Below are 24,965 nucleotides of genomic sequence, written 5' to 3' on the forward strand. Positions count from 1 at the left end.
ATGAAAAACGGAGTTTATAATCTTTTAAAAGCAAGGTTTCTGATCGATGATGATGCAGTTAAAAACTGGCGTTTCATTGTTTTTGTAATTGTTTTAGCTATTATTATGATTGCTAATACGCAGCGATTTGAACAAAAAGTTTTTAAGATTACTGAGCTGACAAATAAAGTAAAAGAATTGCGTTCGGAATTTGTAGACAGACGTTCGGAGCTGATGAAATTGAAAATGGAATCAACAGTTTCTGAAAAAATGATTGAAAAAAATATTTTTCCATCAACAGTTCCTCCGGTTAAAATTGAAGTTAAAAAAGAGGAAGAAAAAAGTTTCTTCAAAAAAATATGGCAGTAGAAGATAAACACATATCGTACAGAATTTATCTGGTTGCATTCGCTATCTTTTTGATGGCAATTGCGATTGCTGTAAAGTTGACAAATATTCAATGGGTCGAAGGGGACTATTATAGAAAATTAGCCAAAGAAAGAACGGTTAGAAATTTTGTGATTCCAGCCAATAAAGGGAATGTATATTCTGCGGACGGAAGCCTTTTGGCAACCTCTATTCCAAACTATGAAATACGCTTTGATGCGGTTACCCCAAAAGCAGAATCATTCGAAAAAAATGTTAAGGCATTATCTGATTCATTAGCTTCAGTTTTAGGAAAACCGTCAAGCTATTTTCAGAATGAATTAAGAAAAGCAAGAGCAAACAAAAACAGATATTATTTGATTGCTCGAAATTTAAGTTACACGGAATATTTTAAAATTAAAGGGTTTCCATTGTTTAATTTAGGAAGTAATAAAGGAGGAATTATTATTGAACAAGAAACGGTTAGGAAACACCCAATAGGAAAAATTGCAGAGCGGACCATAGGTTACGAAAGAAGAAATTCAAACGGAACTTCAGACGGTAAAGGTATTGAATGGGCTTATCGAAATTATCTTAATGGTAAAGACGGCAATATTTTAAAGCAAAAAATTGCAAAAGGACAATGGAAACCGTTGCGTGACATCAATGAAGTAGACCCGCAAGATGGTTACGACGTGATTTCTACAATTGATGTTTTTATTCAGGATATTGCGCACCATGCTTTATTGAAGCAATTAGAAGATTATCAGGCCGATCACGGTTGTGTGGTGGTTATGGAAACTAGTACAGGACAAGTTAAGGCAATTTCGAACTTAGGAAGAGGCAAAGATGGAACCTATTATGAAACTACCAATTATGCTGTTGCTGAGTCGCATGAACCAGGTTCTACATTTAAATTAGTTGATTTGATGGCCATTCTTGAAGATAAGGTGGCCGATACTAGTACTGTTTTTGATAGTAATGGCGGTGAAATCAGATATTCAGGAAAAGCGGTGCGAGATTCTCATAAAGGTGGTTATGGAAAAATATCATTAGCGCGTGGATTTGAAGTTTCTTCGAATACAGTTATGGTGCAAGCCGTCTATAATAATTACAAAAACAATCCTTCAAGATTTGTGAATCATGTAGATTCATATGGTTTGAATAGAAAATTAGGATTGGATTTAAAAGGAGAAGGAATGCCGGTTATTCCTCAGCCAAAGGATAAAAACTGGTCTAATATTTCGCTTCCTTGGATGGCTTTTGGTTACGGAGTTTCAGTAACGCCTATGCAAACACTTACGTTTTACAATGCGGTTGCTAACAATGGAGAAATGGTAAAACCACAATTCGTTTCGGAAATAAAAGAATGGAATAAAACAATTAAAAAGATTGATAAAGTAGTTTTAAATCCAAAAGTGTGTTCGCAAGCAACTATTTTGAAACTAAAAGCAGTTTTGCTGAATGTTGTTAAAAAAGGTACAGCATCAAAATTGTATTCTAAAGATTTCTCGATGGCGGGGAAAACGGGAACGGCTGCGGTAAATTATGCAAAAGATGGCGGATCAGGAAAATATTATGCTTCGTCATTTGTGGGTTATTTTCCAGCAGATCACCCAAAATATTCTTGTATAGTTGTCGTTCATAAGCCGAGTACGGTAAATAATAATTACTATGGTGCGGATGTGGCAGGTCCCGTTTTCAAACGTATTGCTCAAAAGATTTTTACAGATGCGCCTTCTACTAATAAAATTAAAAATTTAAACAGAAAGATTCCAAAACAAGAAAATAATTATGATTCTTATTTTGTGAAATCACAAGTAAAGTCGCCATCAATTCCTAATGTAAAAGGAATGTCAGGGATGGATGCATTGGCTTTATTAGAAAATTTAGGTTTAAAAGTGAAAGTTACCGGAATAGGAAAGGTAAAAAAACAATCGCTTCAAGCGGGTCAAAACATTGTGAAAAACACAACTATACTATTGGAATTATCATGAGTGTATTAAAAGACATATTATACAAAGTAGCAATCGAAGCCGTAAAAGGTTCGACGGATATTACTATAGACAAAATGGACTTCGACTCAAGAAAAATCGAAAAAAATGATGTTTTTATAGCTATTCGTGGTTCTATTTCTGACGGTCATGATTTTATAGAAAAGGCAATTCAACAGGGAGCTGTTGCAATTGTATGTGATACTTTTCCGAAGATTATTACAAAAGGAATTACCTATGTTCAGGTAAAAGACACTAATTCAGCGGTAGCATTTATGGCTGCAAATTATTTTGGAGATCCTTCGCAAAACTTGAAGTTAGTTGGAATTACCGGAACAAACGGTAAAACAACGATTGCTTCTTTATTATACCAATTATTTAAAAAAGCAGGTTTTAAAGTTGGATTGCTTTCTACAGTAAAAATTTGTGTTGACGATGTTGAATATAAAGCGACTCACACCACTCCAGATTCAATTACAATAAACCACTATCTAAAAGAAATGGTGAAGAACGGTGTTGAATATTGTTTTATGGAAGTAAGTTCGCATGGAATTCATCAAAAAAGAACAGAAGCATTGCATTTCGTAGGTGGTATTTTTACCAATTTGTCTCACGATCATTTGGATTACCATCCAACATTTGCAGAATATAGAGATGTGAAAAAATCATTTTTCGATAATTTGCCTAAAACGGCATTTGTATTGTCCAATATTGATGATAAAAATGGACAAGTGATGTTGCAGAATACTGCAGCAAAAAAACTGACTTATGCTTTAAAAACCTATGCGGATTATAAAGCGCAAATTCTGGAAAATCAATTGTCAGGTTTACTCTTGAAAATAAATGGAAATGAAGTTTGGGTAAAACTTATAGGAACATTTAATGCGTATAATTTATTGGCTATTCATGGTACTGCAGTTGAATTAGGAATGGAAAGTTTGGAAGTGCTTCGATTGTTATCTGACCTAGAAAGTGTTTCGGGACGTTTTCAATTTATTGTTTCGGCTTCTAATATTACGGCAATTGTGGATTATGCGCATACACCGGATGCATTAGAAAATGTGCTAAAAACAATCAATGACATTCGCACAAAAAACGAACAGTTGATAACAGTTGTAGGTTGTGGTGGGAATAGAGATAAAACCAAACGCCCAATTATGGCTGGAATTGCATCTGATTTGAGTGACAAAGCAATTTTCACTTCGGATAATCCAAGGAATGAAGACCCGGAAGTTATTATTACTGAAATGGAACAAGGTGTTGCGCCTCAAAATTATAAAAAAACATTGACTATAAATGATAGAAAGCAGGCTATAAAAACGGCTTGTCAATTAGCTCAACCAAATGATATTATTTTAATTGCTGGAAAAGGGCATGAGACGTATCAGGAAATAAATGGCGTTCGTCATGATTTTGACGACATGAAAATAGTTAAAGAATTATTAGAACAACTTAATAAATAGACAAATATGCTATACTACTTATTTCAATATTTAGATAAAATACTAGATGTTCCTGGGACAGGCGTTTTTCAGTACATTACTTTTAGATCTGCATTGGCGTTGATGCTTTCTTTGCTGTTATCTACGATTTATGGAAAAAGAATTATCAGTTTTCTGCAAAGACAACAAGTGGGGGAAACGGTACGTGAACTCGGTTTGGCTGGTCAAAATGAAAAAGCAGGTACGCCAACTATGGGAGGTTTAATCATCATATTTGCGACATTAGTTCCCGTTATACTTTTTGCAAAACTGCATAATATTTATATCGTTTTATTGATTGTGACCACACTTTGGATGGGTACGATTGGTTTTATAGATGATTATATCAAAATTTTCAAAAAGGATAAAGAAGGACTTAAAGGAATTTTTAAAGTTGTTGGGCAAGTAGGTTTGGGTTTAATTGTGGGTATAGTCCTTTATTTTAGCCCTGCTGTAACTGTTAGAACTGATACTGCGAAATCGGATATTTTTAAAACACCTACAGAAAATGTAATTGTTCAAGCCCCAGTCGAAGAAAAATCTACTGCAACGACAATTCCTTTCTTTAAAAACAATGAATTTGATTATGCTGAATTATTAGCTTGGACAGGTGAAGGATATGAAAAATGGGCTTGGTTGATTTTTATTCCAGTTGTTATTTTTATTATTACTGCGGTTTCTAATGGTGCTAATTTAACGGATGGTATCGACGGACTGGCTGCAGGAACTTCCGCAATATCGGTACTGGCATTAGGAATATTTACGTTCGTTTCTGGAAATATTATTTTTTCTAATTATTTGAATATAATGTATATCCCTAATTCGGGAGAAATGACTGTTTTTATCGCTGCATTTGTGGGAGCGTTAATTGGCTTTCTTTGGTATAATTCCTATCCCGCATCAGTTTTTATGGGAGATACAGGGAGTTTGACTATCGGCGGAATCATTGCTGTTTTGGCAATCGCCGTTCGAAAAGAAATGCTGATTCCTTTACTATGTGGAATTTTTCTTGTCGAAAACTTTTCAGTCGTTTTGCAAGTCGCTTATTTTAAATACACCAAGAAACGCTTTGGCGAAGGCCGAAGAATCTTTCTTATGTCGCCTTTGCACCATCATTATCAGAAAAAAGGATATCACGAAAGTAAAATTGTTACCCGTTTTTGGATTGTTGCTATCATGCTGGCCATATTGTCAATCGTCACTTTAAAATTAAGATAATATGAGGCTAGTAATTTTAGGTGCAGGAGAAAGCGGTATAGGAACGGCTATTCTGGGTAAGAAAAAAGGATATGATGTTTTCGTGTCTGATTTTGGAAAAATAAAAGGAAATTACAAAGAGGTTCTTATTATTAATGAAATTGCTTGGGAAGAAGAAAAGCACACGGAAGATTTGATTCTAAATGCTGATGTGGTAATGAAAAGCCCAGGAATTCCGGATAAATCTCCAATTGTGAAAAAGCTTTCAGCGAAAGAAATTCCAGTGTTATCGGAAATTGAGTTTGCGGCTCCTTTTACAGACGCAACTATAATAGGAATTACCGGAAGCAATGGAAAGACTACCACCACGATGTTGACTTATCATTTGTTGAAATCTGCCGGGTTAAATGTAGGATTAGGGGGAAATATTGGAAAGAGTTTCGCTTGGCAAGTGGCAGATAATAAATATGATTCGTATGTACTCGAGTTGAGTAGTTTTCAATTGGATGGAATCTTTAAGTTTAAGCCACATATTGCAATAATTACGAATATCAGTCCGGATCATTTAGATCGTTATGATTACAAATATGAAAATTATATTGCTTCAAAGTTTAGAATAACGATGAATCAAACCGAGGAAGATTACCTCATTTATGATGCCGATGATGAAGCCATTACAGAATGGTTTAAAACACATACAACTAAAGCCAAATTAATTCCTTTTTCATTGACAAAAACTTTCAGCGAAGGAGCTTATATAAAAAACAACAAAATGGAAATTTCAATCAATCAAGAAGAGTTTACAATGGATACAGCGCATATTGCCTTGGAAGGAAAACATAACATGAAAAACGCAATGGCAGCAACCTCTGTGGCAAAATTGATGCAAATTAGAAAGTCGACAATACGTGAAAGCTTGTCTAACTTTCAAGGAGTAGAACATCGTCTTGAGAAGGTGTTGAAAATTCAAAATGTACAATACATCAATGATTCCAAAGCAACCAATGTAAACGCTACTTTTTTTGCATTAGATAGCATGAATACGCCTACAGTCTGGATTGTGGGTGGCGTTGATAAAGGAAATGATTACAATGAATTGATGTCGTTAGTTCGTGAAAAAGTCAAAGCTATTATTTGTCTTGGGGTAGATAACAAAAAGATTATAGATGTTTTTGGAAATGTGGTAGATATGATGGTCGAAGTTTCTACTATGAATGATGCTGTGAGAATGGCGCAACGATTATCAGAAAAAGGAGACACTGTTTTGCTGTCGCCGGCTTGTGCTAGTTTCGATTTATTCGAAAATTATGAAGACAGAGGAAATCAATTTAAACAAGCCGTTAAGAATTTATAAAATGTTTAAGGTTTAGATTTTTAGGTTGAGAAACTTTAGACTTTAAACATAAAAATTTTAAACAAAAAAGAAATGAAACAACTAATAAACAATTTAAAAGGAGATAAAGGTATATGGTCATTTGTGGCCTTATTAGCCTTGTTTTCGTTTATGCCTGTTTTTAGTGCGAGTAGTAACTTGGCTTATATAGGCCAAGGAAACGGAAATACATTGGGGTATTTGGTAAAACATTTGGCTCATATTTGTATTGGTTTTGCAATTATCTATTGGATTCACAAAGTTCCGTATCATTATTTTAGAGCTATCTCTAAAGTAGGATTACCGGTTGTATGGATTTTATTAGGCTACACTTTAATTAAAGGTACTGTTATCGCCGGTGCAAATGCCAGTAGATGGATTCAAGTGCCGTTTATTGGAATAACATTTCAAACATCAACATTAGCGTCTATAGTGTTATTTATTTTTGTAGCACGTTATTTGTCTAAAACCAGAGAAGAACCTATTACATTCAAGGCCTCTTTGTGGGAGCTTTGGTTGCCGGTCTTTTTTACATTGATACTAATTTTACCGGCTAATTTCTCCACAACTGCCTTGATTTTCTGTATGATATTGATGCTGACTTTTATTGGTAAATACCCATTAAAATATATTGGGGTCATTATTGGTTCTGGAATTTTATTTCTCGCTTTTTTTGTTCTTCTTTCAAAAGCTTTTCCAGATTCTAGATTTTTTAGCAGAGTACACACTTGGGAAAGCAGAATCGAGAATTTTAGTACAGATAAACCAGATGAAGACGATTATCAAATCGAGAAGGCTAAAATTGCAATTGCTTCAGGTAAAATATACGGGTTAGGTCCTGGTAAAAGTGTTCAAAAGAATTTCCTTCCTCAATCTTCCTCAGATTTTATTTATGCCATTATTGTTGAAGAGTACGGATTAATTGGCGGTTTAGGTGTTCTGGCTTTGTATTTATTATTGTTGTTCCGATTTGTTATCGCTTCGCACAAAGCCAATACATTGTTTGGGAAATTAGTGGTTATAGGATTAGGTTTTCCCATGATATTTCAGGCGATGACTAATATGGCGGTGGCAGTGGAATTATTGCCTGTTACAGGACAAACATTGCCCTTGATAAGTAGTGGAGGAAGTTCTATCTGGATGACTTGTTTTGCACTTGGAATTATCATCAGTGTAACTAAAAAAGAGGAAGAAATCGCCCAGGAATTAAAAGACGCTGCCAAAAGAGAAGAAGCGCTTAAAAAGTTAATCGATAGAGAATTAGAAGAGGAAGTTATGACAGTGGGAGATTACTCTATTGAAGATAAAGCTATGAATCCAATGCATGCCGTTTTAAATAAGTAATTCGGTTTTCAGAGAAAAAGTAAATTATAAAAACTTAGGAACTTAGTAACTCAATAAAAATGAAACAGTACAAATTCATATTAAGCGGTGGCGGAACGGGAGGACACATTTATCCTGCCATTGCGATTGCCAATGAATTAAAATCTCGTTTTCCGAATGCTGAATTTCTTTTTGTAGGAGCTCAGGATAAAATGGAAATGCAAAAAGTTCCTCAGGCTGGCTATAAAATAAAAGGGCTTTGGATTTCTGGTATTCAACGAAGGTTGACATTTGATAATTCCCTTTTTCCTCTCAAACTACTGGCAAGTTTGTTAAAATCAAGAACTATAATAAGAGCGTTTAAACCGGATGTAGTTATAGGAACAGGCGGCTTTGCAAGCGGACCCTTATTACAGGTGGCTGCAATCGCTGGAATTCCAACGGTAATTCAAGAACAAAATTCGTATCCTGGAATTACAAATAAATGGTTAAGCAAAAAAGCAAATAAAATTTGTGTTGCTTATGAAAATCTGGAGCGTTTTTTTCCAAAAAATAAAATGATTTTGACGGGAAATCCGGTTCGACAAGATTTAATTGATATTGAAAGTAAAAGAGCCGAAGCAATTCAATTTTTTAATTTAGATTCTAACAAGAAAACGTTGTTGGTTCTTGGTGGAAGTTTAGGTGCGAGAAGAGTAAATCAATTAATTGAAAAGGAATTGAAAAATTTACTTTCGCAGAATGTTCAGGTTATTTGGCAATGTGGAAAATTATATTTTGAAGATTATAAAAAATATAATGAAGGTGATGTACAAGTAATGGCTTTTATTGAAAAAATGGATTTAGTTTATGCCGCCACCGATATTGTCATTTCTCGTGCAGGTGCGTCGTCAGTTTCGGAATTGTGCATTGTTGGGAAACCTGTGATTTTTATTCCTTCTCCTAATGTAGCTGAAGATCATCAAACTAAAAATGCTCAGGCAATTGTAGATAGAAAAGGTGCAATTATGTTGAAAGAATCTGAGTTGGATTCGCAATTTGGTCTTGTTTTTGAAGCCTTGCTGAAGGATCAGGGAAAACAGAATCAATTAAGTGAGAATATAGAACAATTGGCCAAACCGGAAGCAACAAAGCAAATTGTTGATGAAATCGTGAAGTTAATTAAATAAAAAATAAACGCGCAAAGTATAAAGAATATGAATTTAAATCAAATACATAACGTCTATTTTATAGGAATCGGAGGCATAGGTATGAGTAATCTGGCTCGTTATTTCAAAAATTTGGGAAAACAAGTTTCAGGTTACGATAAAACACCTTCAGCTCTTACCAATGAATTAATAGAAAGCGGAATCTCAATTCATTTTGAAGACAGTATCGATTTAATTCCAACAGATTTTTACTCAGAAAACACGTTGGTTGTTATTACGCCAGCAGTTCCAAAATCGCATTCAGAGTGGAACTATTTCTTGGAAAGAGAGTATCAGGTTAAAAAGAGAGCAGAAGTTTTAGGGATAATCACGAAAGATACTTTTTGTTTTGCCGTAGCTGGAACACATGGAAAAACGACCACTTCAGGAATTTTAGGACATATTTTATATGAAAGTGGTGCTGATGTAACAGCTTTTATTGGAGGAATTGTAGAAAATTATAATTCTAATTTAATAGGAAGTGGTAAAACAGTTACTGTTGTGGAAGCAGATGAATTTGATCGTTCGTTCTTGCATTTGCATCCAAATATTGCTTGCATTACATCAATGGATGCGGATCATTTAGATATTTATGGGACCAGTCAAGCCATTGAAGAATCATTTATTGAATTTGCTTCTAAAGTGGAAGATAAAAATAATCTTTTTATAACGAAAGAATTACCAATTGAAGGAGTTACCTGTGCAGTAAACGAAGATGCGGTTTTTAAGGCGTTTAATATTAGAGTTGGGAATGGCAGTTATACGTTTGATGTACAAACGCCTACTGAAGTAATAAAAGATTTACAGTTTGGATTACCTGGAAAACATAATTTAATGAATGCTTTAATGGCTATCGCAATGGCAAAATTATTCGGCACCCCAACCGATGCCATTGCAAAAGCCATAGCGTCATTCAAAGGAATAAAAAGAAGGTTTTCCTATCAAATAAAAACAGATAAATTAGTTTATATAGATGATTACGCGCATCATCCAACGGAAATAAATGCCGTGCATCAGGCGGTTAGAGAATTGTACCCAAAGCAAAAAGTTTTGGCTATTTTTCAACCCCATTTGTTTAGTAGAACAAGAGATTTTGTAGATGATTTTGCTAAAAGTTTATCTGCTTTTGACGAAGTTGTTTTGCTCGATATTTATCCTGCCCGTGAATTACCGATGGAAGGAATATCTTCTAAATGGTTGATGGATAAAATGACGAATAGGGATAAAAAATTGGTCCAAAAAGATGATTTAATTCCAACAATTATTGCATCTGATGCTACAGTCGTTGTAACAATTGGAGCAGGTGATATTGGCGAATTGGTTCCCACAATTAAAAAAGCGATAAATGAAACTCTTTAATTGGTCAAATATTCGATTAGTACTGATGTTTGCATTAGTTATTTTTCTGTTTTCATTCACGTCAAATCGAAATGCAAACAGAAAATTAATTAAATCTACGGTTATTTTTGTAGGAGATGTCTCTCCATTTGTAAGGCATGAAACGGTTAATAAATTGTTAATAGAAAATAAAAAAGATGCATCGAGCATTCAAAAAGTTAATTTAGATTTGAATAAGCTGGAAAAAATGCTAGATGCGCAAGAAATGATTGAAAAGTCAGATGTATTTGTGAGTATAGATGGTGTTTTAAAAGCAGTAGTGAAACAAAAGACTCCAATCGCTAGGGTTTTTGATCAAGGAGGTTCTTTCTATATTGATTACAAAGGGAATAGAATGCCATTGTCAGCAAATTTTACAGCTCGAGTTCCACTTGTTTTAGGGGGGATTAATAAAAAAAATAACGAAGATTTAACTGATTTATTTCGCATAATATATGACGATGCTTTTTTGAAAAAAAACATCATCGGAATACAAATTATGCCGAATGGTAGCTTAATAATGCTTAATAGAAATTTTGATTATCAAATTGATTTTGGCAGAATGATAAATGTAGAGCGTAAATTCAAAAATTATAAAGCTTTTTTTCAAAAGGTGGTTATGGATAGTACGTTGTATAAATATAAAAAAATAGATCTCAGATTTACAGAACAAGTAGTTTGCACTAAATAATAGATAATGGAAAAAGAGAATATTGCAGTAGGTCTAGATATTGGGACAACCAAAATTGTTGCCATGATAGGCAAGAAAAATGAGTATGGGAAATTAGAGATTTTGGGAATTGGAAAATCCAAAAGCTTAGGAGTAGCAAGAGGTGTTGTGAATAACATCACTCAAACTATTCAATCCATCCAACAAGCAATTCAAGAAGCGGAAAATAATTCAGGTTATAAGATTAAAGACGTAGTGGTTGGAATTGCCGGTCAACACATTCGCAGCATTCAACACACCGATTATATTAGCAGAAATAATCCCGAAGAAGTTATTGGGGAGAATGATATACAGCTTTTGATTGATCAGGTAAATAAATTGGCTATGTTACCCGGTGAAGAAATTATACACGTACTGCCGCAAGAATTTAAAATTGACGGGCAATCGGAGATCAAAGAGCCTATAGGAATGTATGGTGGAAGATTAGAATCAAGTTTTCATGTTGTAGTAGGTCAGGCCTCATCAATACGTAACGTTGGAAGATGTATTCAAAGCTCTGGAATAGAATTGTCAGGTTTGACATTGGAGCCATTAGCGTCTGCTGATGCCGTTTTGAGCCAAGAAGAAAAAGAGGCAGGTGTTGCGCTTATCGATATAGGTGGAGGCACAACGGATTTGGCCATTTTTAAAGATGGTATTATTCGTCATACTGCTGTAATTCCTTTTGGAGGAAATGTAATCACAGATGATATTAAAGAAGGTTGTTCGATCATTGAAAAGCAAGCGGAGTTATTAAAAGTTAAATTTGGTTCTGCTTGGCCAGGTGAAAATAAAGACAACGAAATTGTTTCTATTCCCGGATTAAGGGGCAGAGAGCCAAAAGAGATTTCGTTAAAGAATCTTTCGAAAATAATTCACGCTCGTGTTGTCGAAATTATAGATCAGGTTTTTACCGAAGTAAAGGCGTATGGTCATGAAGATCCTCGTAAGAAGCTGATTGCTGGTATAGTACTTACTGGTGGTGGAGCGCAATTGAAACACATCAAGCAGTTAGTGGAATACATTACAGGAATGGATACCAGAATTGGATATCCAAACGAGCATTTAGCGGGAAATTCTGATGAAGAGATTTCGAGTCCTTTATATGCTACCGCTGTAGGACTAGTAATGAATAGTATTCAAAATAATTCTCAAAGTGCCGTAAGAATGGATGCGATTGAGCCTCCAAAAGTTGTTTACAGAGCGCCGGTTACGCAAATTCAAGAGGTGGTAGTGCCGGTAACAGAAGCCGAAGTAGACGCACAAAACTTTGGAGGGAAACAAGTATCTACGGGAGATAAAATACAAAGATCATTTTTTGACAGGTATGTTGATAAGATTAAGGATTTCCTGGATAACGCAGAATAGTTAATAAATAATAAATATTTCATTCTCCTTTTTGCCCCACGCTTTAAGAAGAAAAAAAGAATTAAACAAGAATTTTAAAACCAAATAAAATGATGAGCAACTCAGAATTTGGAAGTATTTCATTTGATTTACCAAAAAATCAATCAAATGTAATAAAAGTAATTGGTGTAGGTGGAGGCGGAAGTAATGCCATTAATCACATGTTCAAACAAGGTATCAAAGGCGTTGATTTCATCGTTTGTAATACGGATTCTCAAGCCTTACAGAGTAGTTCTGTGCCTAATAAAATTCAGTTAGGAGTGCATTTAACTGAAGGTCTTGGCGCTGGAGCAAATCCAGATGTTGGACAGCAGTCCGCTATTGAGAGTATTGCCGAGATTGAAAAAATGTTGGATCGCAATACTAAAATGGTTTTCATCACCGCGGGAATGGGTGGTGGAACTGGAACAGGAGCTGCGCCGGTGATTGCGCAATTGGCTAAAGAAAGAGATATTCTTACGGTAGGAATTGTGACTTTGCCTTTCTTATTTGAAGGAAAAGTGCGTCAGGAACAAGCCTTAATTGGTATCGATAAATTACGTAAACAAGTCGACTCATTAATTGTTATCAACAACAATAAATTAAGAGAAGTATACGGAAATCTTGGATTCAAAGCCGGGTTTTCAAAAGCTGATGAAGTTTTGGCAACAGCCTCAAGAGGTATTGCGGAAGTAATTACGCATCACTACACACAAAATATCGATTTAAGAGATGCTAAAACAGTGTTGTATAACAGCGGAACGGCTATTATGGGATCTTCTGTTTCTTCAGGTGAGAACAGAGCTAAAGAGGCAATTGTTGCAGCTTTAGATTCTCCTTTGTTAAATGATAATAAAATTACAGGTGCCAAAAACGTATTGTTGCTTATCGTTTCTGGAACTAATGAAATTACAATTGACGAAATAGGAGAGATCAATGATCATATTCAAATTGAAGCAGGTCATAATGCAAATATTATTATGGGGGTTGGTGAAGACGAATCACTTGGAGATGCTATTGCAGTTACCATAATCGCTACGGGTTTTGATATTGAACAACAAAATGAAATTGTTAATACTGAACCTAAAAAAATAATTCATACACTGGAGGACGAGCAAAGAAGTGTTCATAATCTAAGTAATAGAACAGTTGCTGCATTCGATTTAAATAGCGCAACACCAGTATCTAATTCTAACGAAAGAATTGTTTTTGATTTATTAGAAGATACAATAGAAGTGGTTAATGAGCCTGTTATAACAGCGCCAGAACCAACAATCAATAAAGAAGAGTTGATGGTTATGTCTGAATTTATAAAAAATTTAGACGTGACTTTCGAAATCGTTTCTCCAATTAATGATAGTGAATTTACGTTTACCGCACCAGAAGTTAAATCGGTAAAAGCAGTTCAGCCAAAAATTATCGAAAGACAAGAACAAACGGCTTTCTCTTTTGATTTGCCACTTTTTAAAGCAGAACCAGTTACTCCCGTTGAGGAAAGTAAAGTTGTATTTGAACTAACAAAAGAAACACGTGATATCAAAGTAAACGAAGCAGTTCAATTTGTTCCGGTAACAGAATTGTCAGACAGAGGAATTATCAAATATTCTCTTGAAGAATACATGGAAGCAGATGATTTTGCGGCTAAACCAATTGCAAAAGTAGTTGAAGTTCCTGTGCCTGCTGAATTAAATATTACAATGAAACAAGTAGATGCAGCTACAAAGACACCGAATCATTTCGAAAATATTTCTCCAATGGAAATGACAATTGAAGAAACTTTGAAGGTTAGAGCTGACGAAAGAAGAAAAAAATTAAAAGAATTCAATTACAAGTTTCATAATAATGTTTCTAAAATTGATGAATATGAAAAAGAGCCTGCTTACAAAAGATTAGGAATAGATATCTCAAATAATCAACCAAACAATACAAATTCGAGAATTTCAGTTGGGACAGACAGTAACAATGATTTACAGTTGCGTTCCAATAACTCGTATTTGCATGATAATGTAGATTAACGAACTCAAACCGAAATGATATAGCCCGAAAATTCAATTTAATTTTCGGGTTATTTTTTTGTGTAGAGAGAAGAAAGTAATCTATTGTTAATTCAAGTAAATTTCTTTAAATTTGCAGGGCCTTAATCCAGCTGTCGTTTCAAGCTTTTTCTCGAAAATGCTTTTTTCTAAGCCCTTAAAAGAGCTTCCTTCAGTCGCTTTTTAAGCCCAAGAAAAAATACATTTTCTCCCAAAAAGGCTTTTTACTATCATCTGGGGCATTTAAAAAAAGTAGGCGTTTTTATACTATTTCAACAATCGATTAAACGAATAATTGATTAACTAAATTAACAATAAAGAATATGAGTTTATCAGTACAAATCATGGACGAAATGAAAACCGCCATGAGAGCCAAAGATACCGTTGCACTTGAAGCGTTAAGAGCTATTAAATCTGAAATTCTGTTAGCGCAGACCGCTACAGGGTCGAAAGAAGAAATAACACAAGATGACGAGGTTAAATTGCTACAAAGACTAGTGAAAACCCGTAAGGAAAGTGCTAGAATTTTTACGGAGCAAAACCGTATGGATTTAGCAGAACCAGAATTGGCACAAATAGCGGTAATAGAAAAATTCTTACCAGCACAATTAAGCGAAGCAGAAGTAGAAGCGGTGATCGCAAAAATCATTGCAGAAACAGGAGCATCAGGAATTGCGTCAATGGGAAAAGTAATGGGATTAGCAGCTGCACAATTAGGCGGAACTGCCGAAGGAAAAACTATTTCTACAATAGTGAAAAAACTATTAGTATAATAATTGTTAATTTCAAATTACGAATTACGTTTGTATAATTCGTAATTTGAAATTCGTAATTAAAATAAGGCTGCGTAGTTCAACTGGATAGAATATCAGATTTCGACTCTGAGGGTTGCAGGTTCGAACCCTGTCGCGGCCACTTTACATAACGTAAACACTTTATTTATAGATGTTTACGTTTTTTGTTTTTAAAACTTGCCAAACCGTTGCCAAACCATTTTAAATGATTCTTTTTTATTTAATAAACAATAAATTATTTGAACGTTTTTTTGGAATAAAAAAAGAGGGCTGCCGTTAAGGTTGTTCTCTTTTGTTTATTAACGATATGTTTTTATCATTTGTTAAAACAATTTGTTTATTGCAAATACTGTTTAACTGAATTTTGTTAAATGTATTATTTTTAAATTACCATTTTTCATCACTGCCTAAAACTTTTTCTTTTAAACTTAAGTTTATTTTGTTGAAATAATCCGAAATTTCATTGTAGAATTTATAATCTTTTTTAAATTCTCCTTTACTGTTGTAACAATTTTTATTTCTTGAAAAGAAACAATCTGCCTCATGCCATACAGTACCTGAATAAGTTTCTAAATTAATTAAGTCGAATTTATATTTCCCCTCTTTGATTGATAATTCAATAATGTATCTAGAGTCTGGAGTAAAAATCCCTCCGTGCCTATAATATTTTACAAGACCACTACCACCACTCCCTTGAAATCTTATAAATTTATCCTCAATAGTAGATAGTATTACTTCGTTTGGATTGTTATAGTTGATCTTTATCCATTCAATACATTTTTTGTAAATTTCAGATTCTGTCTTCCCTTCACATTGTGTAATTACATAGTCTGTAAGTCCATCTGTGGTAAATGTAAATTCTACTTCTTGACTATAACTAATAGTACCTAAAGTTAAAGCAAGCATCAATAATATTTTTTTCATTTTCATTTTATTTAAAATTAATCCCCTTTTTTAAATTCTACCGTATCTCCTACGCCTATGATATTTATTTTATTGCCAATCTCTTCAAAACTTATTTTCTCATCATATTCGGTATCTTGCCATCTACCGTTCAAATCGCCCCAAATTATTCTATTTCCTTCAAATTTCACTTTAAATTCAAACTTCTGGGAGTCCGATGGTCTTACGTACGCAACATAAAAATAGTTGTCTTTTTTTTGTGATTTTACTATGCCTACGGGTTCTTGCATTGAAGTAGCCATTGCATATCTTGCAACATCCTCATAAGTGAAATTTTTCAAAGTATTTCCCTTAATTCCAGCGGTTTCTGTGGGAGTGTCGGATATAATTGCGGATTTATCAACCGCTATTTCTGAAACATTATTTTTAAAATCACTATTTGTATCACTTGAATTAATACTATAAATATATAATCCTACGGTTAGTAATATTACTATGAAAATAGTATTTACAATAACTTTAGGTTTAGTAAAAAAACTCGGTTTTTTATCATTCGAATTTGTTTTTTCGTTTTCATTAACGCTATAATTGTGTTCTTCTCTATTGGTTGGATCAATAATTTTATTTTTTAACCTTATAAATTCATATTCAGTAATTGAATTGTTATTTCTTAGGTTTTGTAATTTTTCAATTTCATCTGCAATTGAATTGTTTTGAACATTATCAGATTCTTTTGATTTCGATGTTAAGACAAAAATTAAACCGATTAATGGGCTCAATAATAAAGAAATAAAAAACGAACTCCCAAAACCTATTTTTCTATTACTCCCAATAATTCCAACTATAAAGGATGCAATTATCCACACAAAGAATATTTCCATATTTTTTATTTTAAGTAATTAATTATTTTTTTGCGCCCGCATATCCTAACAGTTTGTAATCTATATCACATACCATTACGGTTTTAATGTGGTCATTCTCGTGGGATTGCTTTATCGTGCTCAATATACCTTGCGCAATCTTTTGAGCCTCTTCTGGCGCTACTGTTGAAAATTGTACAGTTAGAATGTCTCCCCTTACATCCGCATCAATAGTACCGCTAACGGATTTACATAATCCAATTAATTTTTCATTTCTTTCAGTTATTGATAAAGGATTAGAAACACTTGATATTTTAGTTTTATTATCACTTGGTATGGTGCTTTCATTTGCAGTTGAAAGAATACTTTCATTTTCAGAGGTTAAATAATTCACTGCCATAAAAAAGACAAATAAGATTGCAATAACAATGTAAAAAGTTTTTTTCATTCTCTTTTAATTTTAAATTAATAAACAATAGTAAACATTCAAAACAACTTTACTTTACGGTTTCCCTCATTGTAGGTGTTTCGTAACCATATTAACAAAGTAATACTATTGATATAGTTATTACAATACCCACTTTTAGTGATATTTAGGGGCAAATAAATTTTCTAGATTTGAAGTATGGGTAAAAAGAAATTGCCTTATTTATTTGATAAATTCCATATTCATTAAATTTTATTTTTAAGTTACTGGGGTAAAAATTATTGTGGGCGTATATGTCCCCATTTACGTTAGAAAGTGCTAGGGGGTATGGGGGTGTTATATTTTCCTCACGTGCGCGCATACTGTTCTAAATAATTATTTTACACATCCTGTATTACTAGTCCTGTATTCATACCATCAAGAAAGATGTTTGTAATATCACTATTACTTTGTATCATTTCATCGGTATTATTAAAGCCTAATATCTTTGCAACACTGTCTGAACTATAATAGGTCTGTTGGGTTACTTTGTCTTTTTTTATTCTTACCTCTATTCCTTGAAAGTAATCTATATAGTAATCGTATTGACTGTCTGAATGTATGTATTTCATTTGGTTTGGTTTTAAATTCCTAATATGTTTAAAAAGTTTAATTGCGAATATTGAAAATAATGTACTGGTTGATTATATCCCTTTTGTTTTATCTTGAAAGGATTGTAATATATATTTCTAATTTGTTTAGCAAGGTGTGATATTTCGGATTGCTCAAATTTGGGTCTACTCCTAAACTTACTTAATAAATATATTCTTACCACTTCAAAAGTTTCAGGATCACTTTCTTTGAATTTCTGTAGTGTAGTTGTTAGGGCGTATTTAGTACCCTCTTTTTCATTACATAAATTTAATCCTGTAACGGGACAAATTGCATTTTTTACCTTATCATTTTTAGAGTAAATTTTCTTCCCGTTTTTAGGGGTGTTTTGTGTAAGGTCAAACTGTATACTTGAAGTGTTATTTATTACACAATTACTACTTTCTGAAAGGCGGTTAATTATTACACACTTTTCAATTATTTTGGTTCTAATTTGTTGGTGCAAATTGTCTGAATATTTTAATGTTATTGACTTTAAATTTTGCTTAGGTCTGTCCCTGCGGTTCGGTTTTATATCATAAATCCAATATCGAGGGTTTGAATATTCTTTGATGTTTTTTAAATCTGTCTTTGAGAGTTTGCTTTTGTCAATCGTATAATCATAGTGCATAAGTTCGTCAAACCTATTTAAAAGTACTTCTGTTGCTTTTTTAATGGTGTTTTCGTTAATGTCTGCAAATGTTTTTATTCCAGTACTCTTTATTTCAATCATTCTAGTTATTTTAAGTTCAACTCTTGAAACATAATAACTCATTCCATATTGAATGGATTTATTGTAAATTTTAAATTTCCATCTTTGGTGGTCTGCCTGTGCGGAATTGTTATTATGGGTAAAATCAAATAGTACGTCTCTATGATAAAGTAACCCTTTCACATATAATTTTGGGTTAAAATTCGGGGTTGGGTTTACTCCAAATTCTACTCCATGAAATACCATTTGATTTGAATTGAAATCTAATAAATGCTCTAAATGTTCCCGAACTTTGACTATATCGTTAATTGTAAAATCATTGCCATTATAACCTGTGTACGTCTTCTCATTGTAGTTTGGTGCTTTTATTCCATTAAGTTCATTCCACAATTTGTGAACACTTCCTGTTAATGTAACACGGTATCTTATAGGGTCGTTTTTATGTTCTTCGTCAGGAACTATTGTTTTAATTTTAATTTCACAAAAATGATATTTTGCTACTAAAATATTTAAATTTTCCTCTCCAGTAGATATTGATATTTCCCCTTTAAAATTTAATATTTTCGATTGTAATAATTTTTCAATATCAATATTTAACAACTCTATATTTACGTAATCGACCATTTTTATTTATCTTTGATTAAGTTTTTTACAATGCCTGTTGAAAACTGAACTTTTTGAACAAAGTATAAACGAGAGCCTGAACAACTCACGTTTTTTTTATGTCCTTTAATTGGTTTAATAGGTGTTAATTATGTTTTGAAGTGTTTCTATGTAATGAGGGTAAAAACCTCTGTAAACGTCTATAAACAGTATTTGTCTATCCTTTGAGAATGAAAATAGTAACAGTGTTTTAGTCGGATAACTCGGATTGTCTAATTTTCTCCAATCGCCATAAAATAAATGGTCTTTTATCGTAGGTCTTAATCCAGTAATTAATTCAGATTTGATCCAACTCGTGGTGGTTCTCAATCGTAAATAATCTACGATAATAGTAGAGTTTGATTTTCCTTGAAATTTCTCAATCCTCAAAATATGGGTTAATAAGTTTTTGTTTCCTGTAACCTCATCAAGTTCATAAACCGTATAACTTTTTAATTCATTCGTTAGTTTGTAAGTATGTCGAATGTACTGCGGGGTATTGACTATTGAGTTCATAAGTTTACACGTTTAAAGATTGTAAACTCGCCTCAACTTCTGAACGTAGGAAATAAACGCGTGAACCAATCCCGAGCGGGTTTAATTTCTTTGCCTTACACCAATTGTGAACGGTGCTAATATCAACCCCAAACATTTCAGCTACATTCTTGCGAGAAAGATATTCTTTAGGTTGTTGAGGTTGGTAGTGTTTGAGGAATTCCTCTAATTGATTTTTTACCGCTGTGGTAATCTCGCCTTGTAATTGTTTTGGAGAGTAACTGATAAACTGAATTGTTTCCATCTGTGAATTGTTTTAAATGTTTCACAAATATTCCATCAGTTTCATTTCCGATTTATGGTCGTTTTTTCCGATTAATCGGAATCTATAGGGAAGTGCCTTTTTTTTATTGTGTAATATCTTGTTGGTCTCATTCCTCGGTCGTATTTTGTAGAAAAACTTTCTTTTACTATAAAATCATCATATATGAATTTTTTAATATATTTATTTTCAAATAACCAATTTATAAACTCCTTATGACTGCATTTGCTTTTAATTAAATTCTCTGTTTCGCTTTTCATTTTTTGAAAAATAAAACTATAATCACGGTATGGGTCTGTAATGTCATTTGAAAAATCATTAAAAACATTAAATGCTCTGTTATCATTCCCGATAAAAATAGCAGGAAACGGGTTTTTAATTTCTGCAGTTTTTTTATTTTCTAAAAACTCAATTATTTTACTAAAAGTGCGGGTGAATTGTTTACTTTTTTCTGAATCAAAAATTATAATTTTATGGAACCCTTGATGAAAACTAACAACATCATTGTAAACTTTAATGTTTAAATTTTCACGAAGTAAATTGCGATTTATATAGTATGGATAAGCCGACATTTCATTTGTAAGGAGTTCTTTTTGATACGTTTCTACTTTTCCACTAAAATAGCAATCGTTAAAAATTATTAATTCACTTTCAATAAATTGCTCTTCATCATTATCGGTGCTTTTTTTTAAAAAATCATTTACTCTTAATTCGTAAAACTTCTCTTTATATTCTTTAAACGTAATTTTTGTTTCGTCGAACATTTGCCTGTTATTTTAAATTGAACGGTTTAACCTTACTAATGTAATTATTTATAAGTTAGGTCGTCTTAATTTTTTTATACGTTTGAACGGTTGTTTTATGTGGTTATGTCTTTGTTATTCCGTTGTTATTTAATCGTTGTTTGTTCCGTTTTTTATTAGTTTCATTTCGGGTTTTTTGTCTTTGTTTAGGTCTTCATAGAACTTCATAAATAAATCGGCGTTTGCGTCTTTGTCTTCGCGTTTGTTTATGTAGGTTAAAAACAAACTTTCTTTTGAGTGTCCAGTTATTCCGATAAGTACTGCAGTAGGTATCTTTTTATAGTAATTAGAGGCAAAGGAACGCCTAAAACAATGCGAGGCTATTAATTCATACTTTGGATAATTTCCTAATTCTTTTCTGTTGGTTTCGGTGTTTAGTTTTGTTCCCTTAACAACCTCAACAATGCCAGTCAGTTTGCAAATAACTTTTACATAATTGTTTAGTTTTTGGTGTGGTATTTCTTTAGGTAAATCATTTTCTATTATATCAATAACGTGAGGCGCAATTATGCCAATGGTTACACTTTTATTTGTTTTCTGTTGAATTATATCTAAATACATATTCCCGCCCTTATATCGAATGTTTTCAGTAGTTATCCTCAGTAAATCCCCGCCACGTTGTCCAATTTCACAACCGATCAAAATCCAGTTTCGCGCATTGTTTAGTGTTTCGGGTGTTAATGAAAGATTCTTTGTTAATCCGGGGTTTGTTTTCTTTAGGTTGTTAAGTTGTTCAAGGTCTGTAAAATCGGAGGTTTTGATTTGCTCCAGTTCCTCAAATGATAATGTTTGAATATAGCGGTCTTTGTCACTCTCGCCAAAATGTTGGATTATTTTTGAATAGGGTGTTACTGGAATTTCATTTTTTTCAGCATCAATACAAACCGTTTTTAAAATTTGTAATTCTCGGCCTGTGGTGTTTGCGGAATATTTTTTGGTATTAACGAGCCAGTTTGTGAATTTGTCAACAAAAGTATTTGTTATCTCAATAAACTGGATTTGTTTTTTAATGGTTTTTTGATACTCTAAGATTATGTTTTTAAAAACAGTATAGTTTTTTATTGTACCCTTACTCAATCCAATTTTTACCCCGCCATTTGTTCTTACTTTGCGCGTGTTTGCATTATCGAGAATGTACTGAATGTGATTAATTAATAAACCTGTATCGGTTTTTACAACTCTATCAAAACAATTGTTTATTTGGGTTTGTATCCAAAACGTATCAATTAAAACATTGTTTCCTAAATCGGTGTTGAGATTGTTGTAGAGGAATGATTCTAATTTTTTGAGGTTGTTAAAAATCAGTTTGTTTTCGGTTGTGTTTTTTAACGGTCGGTCGGTGTCTTTGCTCCAGTCTTTTGGATTAACTGTAAAACCTGTATTTACCTCAATAACGTTTCCACGTTCTAAGGATAAATAAACCTTAATTGAAACGTTTTTATTTACCTTACTTCTTAATCTAAAATTTACGGTTGCCATATTTGAACTATTGAACGGTTGAACTTTTGAACAATTCAAATATAGGGATTTTTATAATACAATTCTCAAACTTGCCAAACCGTTGCCAAACCGTTTTAACATTTAGTTCTATTTGATTCGTTTTCATTCTACTGTCAGATAGTTATTAAAAAACTCTTTAAGTGTCTAATTTGTTGAATTTAATAGTTATTTTTGTAATGGTTTTGGGAAGTTATTAAAAATGTGTAATAGAGTGTTCAAGGTTTCAGGTTCGAACCCTGTCGCGGCCACAAACGCAAATAGAAATGCTTCAAAAAAATCAAGTCAACTTGAAATTATTTTGGAGCATTTTCATTTTAAAACGTTTATGAAATATGTCTCGTCAACTTTTTATTTCGGTACTTTTTGAGATATTATTCCTGCTGATTTTTATTTTTATAGTCGTATACGCGCACATTGCGGCAATGATTAATTTCGATGAAGCCTATTTTAAATAAAAAATGGCGCACAAGGCGCCATTTTCTTTAAAAGTTTGTTAGCTTTTTTAAATCTCGTATGGTTTGTATGGGGTTTTCGGCTTTAAAAACAAAACTTCCTGCCACAAGAACATCCGCTCCTGCTTCAACAAGTTGTTTTGCGTTTTTATTAGTAACGCCACCATCAACTTCTATAAGTGTAGTCGCCCCTTTTTTATTGATTAAATCTTTTAATTTTTTAACTTTTGCGTACGTATTTTCGATAAATGATTGTCCTCCAAAACCTGGATTCACACTCATGATGCAAACCAAATCGATATCGTTAATTACGTCCTCTAATAGATCAATATTCGTGTGTGGATTAATGGCGACTCCAGCTTTCATTCCTTCGGCTTTTATCGCTTGTAGCGTTCTGTGAAGGTGTGTACAAGCTTCATAATGTACACTTAGAATATTAGCGCCCAATTCTGCGAAAGTTTTGATGTAACGGTCGGGATCAATAATCATTAAATGTACATCGACTATTTTTTTAGCATGTCTTGTAATAGCTTCTAAAACTGGCATTCCGTAAGAAATATTGGGAACAAAAACACCATCCATGATATCAATGTGAAACCAATCGGCTTCGCTGCTGTTGATCATTTCGATGTCTCGTTGCAGATTAGCAAAATCAGCTGCAAGTACTGATGGCGCAATTAATGTGTTTTTCATTGTGTAGTTGAGTTGTGGTTGAAACTTCAAAATTCGTTGTTCAAAATTGAATTTTCAGCATTTATTTTCGTTGTTGTTCGCGCAAAGGTAATCTATTCTTTTATTTTTAAAAATTTGAAACTTAAAAATTCATTTCTAGATAGCTATAGGGCAAATATTCAACATAAAAAATGAAAATAGATAGATTTTTTAAAGCCTGAATATTCAATTTTGAACAACGAATGATGAAGGTTTAATAAATAAAAAACTCCGGTAATCAGCCGGAGTTTCAATCATCAATCAAAAAACGAACAGTCAATCAAACTGTTGTTTACTGTAAAATTTCAAATCCCAAAAGAGTGGGATTTGAAATTTATTTTGGATATTATCCAAGGTATGTTTTTAGTATTTTACTTCTAGAAGTGTGTTTTAATCTACGGATTGCTTTTTCCTTGATTTGACGCACACGCTCACGAGTTAAATCGAAAGTTTCTCCGATTTCCTCTAATGTCATTGGGTGTTGATCGCCAAGACCAAAGTACAAACGAACTACATCAGCTTCTCTTGGAGTCAATGTTTCTAATGAACGCTCGATTTCAGTACGCAATGATTCATGGATTAATTCTCTGTCTGGATTTGGAGATTCACCAGAACGTAATACATCGTAAAGGTTAGAATCTTCTCCTTCAACAAGAGGAGCATCCATTGATAAGTGACGACCAGAGTTCTTCATACTCTCTTTCACGTCATTTACGGTCATGTCAAGCTCTTTTGCAATTTCCTCAGCAGATGGTGGACGCTCGTTAGATTGCTCTAATAAAGCGTACATTTTGTTGATTTTATTGATAGATCCAATTTTATTCAAAGGCAATCGAACGATACGGGATTGTTCAGCCAATGCTTGTAATATAGATTGACGAATCCACCAAACGGCATAGGAGATGAATTTGAAACCACGTGTTTCATCAAAACGTTGTGCTGCTTTTATCAATCCTAAATTTCCTTCATTAATTAAATCAGGAAGTGTAAGTCCTTGATTTTGGTATTGTTTTGCTACCGAAACTACGAAACGTAAATTAGCTTTTGTCAATTTTTCTAAGGCTTTTTGATCCCCAGCTTTAATCTTTTGTGCTAATTCTACTTCTTCGTCAGCGGTAATAAGGTCAACTTTTCCAATTTCTTGTAAATATTTGTCTAATGATGCAGTTTCACGATTCGTAACCTGCTTGGTGATTTTAAGTTGTCTCATGTTTTTGTCTCCTCAATTTTTTAAGTGTACAAATGATTATACGTAGGGAGTTTCAAAAAAGTTACAATTGTTTTAAAAATAATTTTATTAAAAGCGAAAA

23 protein-coding genes and 1 tRNA gene are annotated in these 24,965 nt (G+C 33.1%); 13 read left to right on the plus strand and 11 right to left on the minus strand.

Annotated elements, in window-relative coordinates; translation table 11 throughout:
* The 13 genes from ACFX5D_RS01290 to ACFX5D_RS01350 all read left to right on the plus strand — a co-directional run bounded on the left by ACFX5D_RS01290 (window position 1) and on the right by ACFX5D_RS01350 (window position 15,319).
* The gene (locus ACFX5D_RS01290) at window positions 1-348 is read left to right on the plus strand and encodes an FtsL-like putative cell division protein (protein ID WP_379856466.1); all 348 of its coding nucleotides are present in this window, start codon (window positions 1-3) and stop codon (window positions 346-348) included.
* The gene (locus ACFX5D_RS01295; RefSeq protein WP_379856467.1) at window positions 339-2,342 is read left to right on the plus strand and encodes a penicillin-binding protein; all 2,004 of its coding nucleotides are present in this window, start codon (window positions 339-341) and stop codon (window positions 2,340-2,342) included. The genes ACFX5D_RS01290 and ACFX5D_RS01295 overlap by 10 nt, the downstream gene beginning before the upstream one ends.
* Window positions 2,339-3,802, plus strand: a complete 1,464-nt coding sequence (locus ACFX5D_RS01300) for a UDP-N-acetylmuramoyl-L-alanyl-D-glutamate--2,6-diaminopimelate ligase (RefSeq protein WP_379856468.1) — start codon at window positions 2,339-2,341, stop codon at window positions 3,800-3,802. The genes ACFX5D_RS01295 and ACFX5D_RS01300 overlap by 4 nt, the downstream gene beginning before the upstream one ends.
* A 6-nt stretch (window positions 3,803-3,808) precedes the next feature.
* The gene (mraY, locus tag ACFX5D_RS01305) at window positions 3,809-5,038 is read left to right on the plus strand and encodes a phospho-N-acetylmuramoyl-pentapeptide-transferase (RefSeq protein WP_379856469.1); all 1,230 of its coding nucleotides are present in this window, start codon (window positions 3,809-3,811) and stop codon (window positions 5,036-5,038) included.
* A 1-nt stretch (window position 5,039) separates the two neighbouring features.
* The gene (gene murD / locus ACFX5D_RS01310) at window positions 5,040-6,371 is read left to right on the plus strand and encodes a UDP-N-acetylmuramoyl-L-alanine--D-glutamate ligase (RefSeq protein ID WP_379856470.1); all 1,332 of its coding nucleotides are present in this window, start codon (window positions 5,040-5,042) and stop codon (window positions 6,369-6,371) included.
* A gap of 72 nt (window positions 6,372-6,443) precedes the next feature.
* Window positions 6,444-7,733, plus strand: a complete 1,290-nt coding sequence (locus ACFX5D_RS01315) for an FtsW/RodA/SpoVE family cell cycle protein (RefSeq protein ID WP_379856471.1) — start codon at window positions 6,444-6,446, stop codon at window positions 7,731-7,733.
* Window positions 7,734-7,792: 59 nt separating this feature from the next.
* Window positions 7,793-8,881 (plus strand): undecaprenyldiphospho-muramoylpentapeptide beta-N-acetylglucosaminyltransferase, encoded by a 1,089-nt coding sequence (murG, locus tag ACFX5D_RS01320; protein ID WP_379856472.1) that lies wholly within the window; start codon window positions 7,793-7,795, stop codon window positions 8,879-8,881.
* A 27-nt stretch (window positions 8,882-8,908) separates the two neighbouring features.
* A complete protein-coding gene (murC, locus tag ACFX5D_RS01325) occupies window positions 8,909-10,258 on the plus strand; it encodes a UDP-N-acetylmuramate--L-alanine ligase (protein WP_379856473.1) in 1,350 nt (449 codons plus the stop codon).
* A complete protein-coding gene (locus tag ACFX5D_RS01330; protein ID WP_379856474.1) occupies window positions 10,245-10,967 on the plus strand; it encodes a cell division protein FtsQ/DivIB in 723 nt (240 codons plus the stop codon). Before murC ends, ACFX5D_RS01330 begins: the two co-directional genes overlap by 14 nt.
* Before the next feature lie 6 nt (window positions 10,968-10,973).
* A complete protein-coding gene (gene ftsA, locus ACFX5D_RS01335; RefSeq protein ID WP_379856475.1) occupies window positions 10,974-12,353 on the plus strand; it encodes a cell division protein FtsA in 1,380 nt (459 codons plus the stop codon).
* A gap of 89 nt (window positions 12,354-12,442) precedes the next feature.
* On the plus strand, window positions 12,443-14,386 hold the full coding sequence (gene ftsZ / locus ACFX5D_RS01340) for a cell division protein FtsZ (protein ID WP_379856476.1): 1,944 nt from the start codon (window positions 12,443-12,445) through the stop codon (window positions 14,384-14,386).
* A gap of 341 nt (window positions 14,387-14,727) precedes the next feature.
* Window positions 14,728-15,177, plus strand: a complete 450-nt coding sequence (locus ACFX5D_RS01345; RefSeq protein WP_379856477.1) for a GatB/YqeY domain-containing protein — start codon at window positions 14,728-14,730, stop codon at window positions 15,175-15,177.
* 68 nt (window positions 15,178-15,245) lie between these two features.
* Window positions 15,246-15,319: transfer RNA gene (locus ACFX5D_RS01350), tRNA-Arg, on the plus strand.
* Window positions 15,320-15,585: 266 nt separating this feature from the next.
* Here the strand turns inward: ACFX5D_RS01350 and ACFX5D_RS01355 are convergent.
* From ACFX5D_RS01355 to ACFX5D_RS01405, 11 genes are all read right to left on the minus strand, one after another.
* On the minus strand, window positions 15,586-16,122 hold the full coding sequence (locus tag ACFX5D_RS01355) for a hypothetical protein (protein WP_379856478.1): 537 nt from the start codon (window positions 16,120-16,122) through the stop codon (window positions 15,586-15,588).
* Window positions 16,123-16,139: 17 nt separating this feature from the next.
* Window positions 16,140-16,982 carry a hypothetical protein gene (locus ACFX5D_RS01360; RefSeq protein ID WP_379856479.1) on the minus strand — a complete coding sequence of 281 codons (843 nt, stop codon included), beginning with the start codon at window positions 16,980-16,982 and terminating at the stop codon, window positions 16,140-16,142.
* Between the two features lie 22 nt (window positions 16,983-17,004).
* Window positions 17,005-17,409 carry a hypothetical protein gene (locus tag ACFX5D_RS01365; protein WP_379856480.1) on the minus strand — a complete coding sequence of 135 codons (405 nt, stop codon included), beginning with the start codon at window positions 17,407-17,409 and terminating at the stop codon, window positions 17,005-17,007.
* 359 nt (window positions 17,410-17,768) lie between these two features.
* Complete coding sequence (locus ACFX5D_RS01370; protein ID WP_379856481.1) at window positions 17,769-17,999, minus strand: hypothetical protein; 231 nt, start codon at window positions 17,997-17,999, stop codon at window positions 17,769-17,771.
* 11 nt (window positions 18,000-18,010) lie between these two features.
* Entirely contained in the window at window positions 18,011-19,354 is a 1,344-nt protein-coding gene (locus tag ACFX5D_RS01375) for a hypothetical protein (RefSeq protein ID WP_379856482.1), read from the minus strand.
* A 114-nt stretch (window positions 19,355-19,468) separates the two neighbouring features.
* A complete protein-coding gene (locus ACFX5D_RS01380) occupies window positions 19,469-19,888 on the minus strand; it encodes a hypothetical protein (protein WP_379856483.1) in 420 nt (139 codons plus the stop codon).
* Window positions 19,889-19,892: 4 nt separating this feature from the next.
* Window positions 19,893-20,171: a helix-turn-helix domain-containing protein gene (locus tag ACFX5D_RS01385; RefSeq protein WP_379856484.1), complete on the minus strand. Its 279-nt coding sequence runs from the start codon at window positions 20,169-20,171 to the stop codon at window positions 19,893-19,895.
* A gap of 71 nt (window positions 20,172-20,242) precedes the next feature.
* Window positions 20,243-20,953 (minus strand): hypothetical protein, encoded by a 711-nt coding sequence (locus ACFX5D_RS01390; RefSeq protein WP_379856485.1) that lies wholly within the window; start codon window positions 20,951-20,953, stop codon window positions 20,243-20,245.
* Between the two features lie 129 nt (window positions 20,954-21,082).
* Window positions 21,083-22,471 (minus strand): phage integrase SAM-like domain-containing protein, encoded by a 1,389-nt coding sequence (locus tag ACFX5D_RS01395; protein ID WP_379856486.1) that lies wholly within the window; start codon window positions 22,469-22,471, stop codon window positions 21,083-21,085.
* 503 nt (window positions 22,472-22,974) lie between these two features.
* Window positions 22,975-23,637: a ribulose-phosphate 3-epimerase gene (gene rpe / locus ACFX5D_RS01400; RefSeq protein WP_379856487.1), complete on the minus strand. Its 663-nt coding sequence runs from the start codon at window positions 23,635-23,637 to the stop codon at window positions 22,975-22,977.
* Window positions 23,638-24,001: 364 nt separating this feature from the next.
* Window positions 24,002-24,865 (minus strand): sigma-70 family RNA polymerase sigma factor, encoded by an 864-nt coding sequence (locus ACFX5D_RS01405; RefSeq protein WP_007137700.1) that lies wholly within the window; start codon window positions 24,863-24,865, stop codon window positions 24,002-24,004.
* Window positions 24,866-24,965 lie beyond the last annotated feature (100 nt).

The sequence above is a fragment of the Flavobacterium fructosi genome, from assembly GCF_042787335.1.
In the GTDB taxonomy this organism is placed as follows: domain Bacteria; phylum Bacteroidota; class Bacteroidia; order Flavobacteriales; family Flavobacteriaceae; genus Flavobacterium; species Flavobacterium fructosi.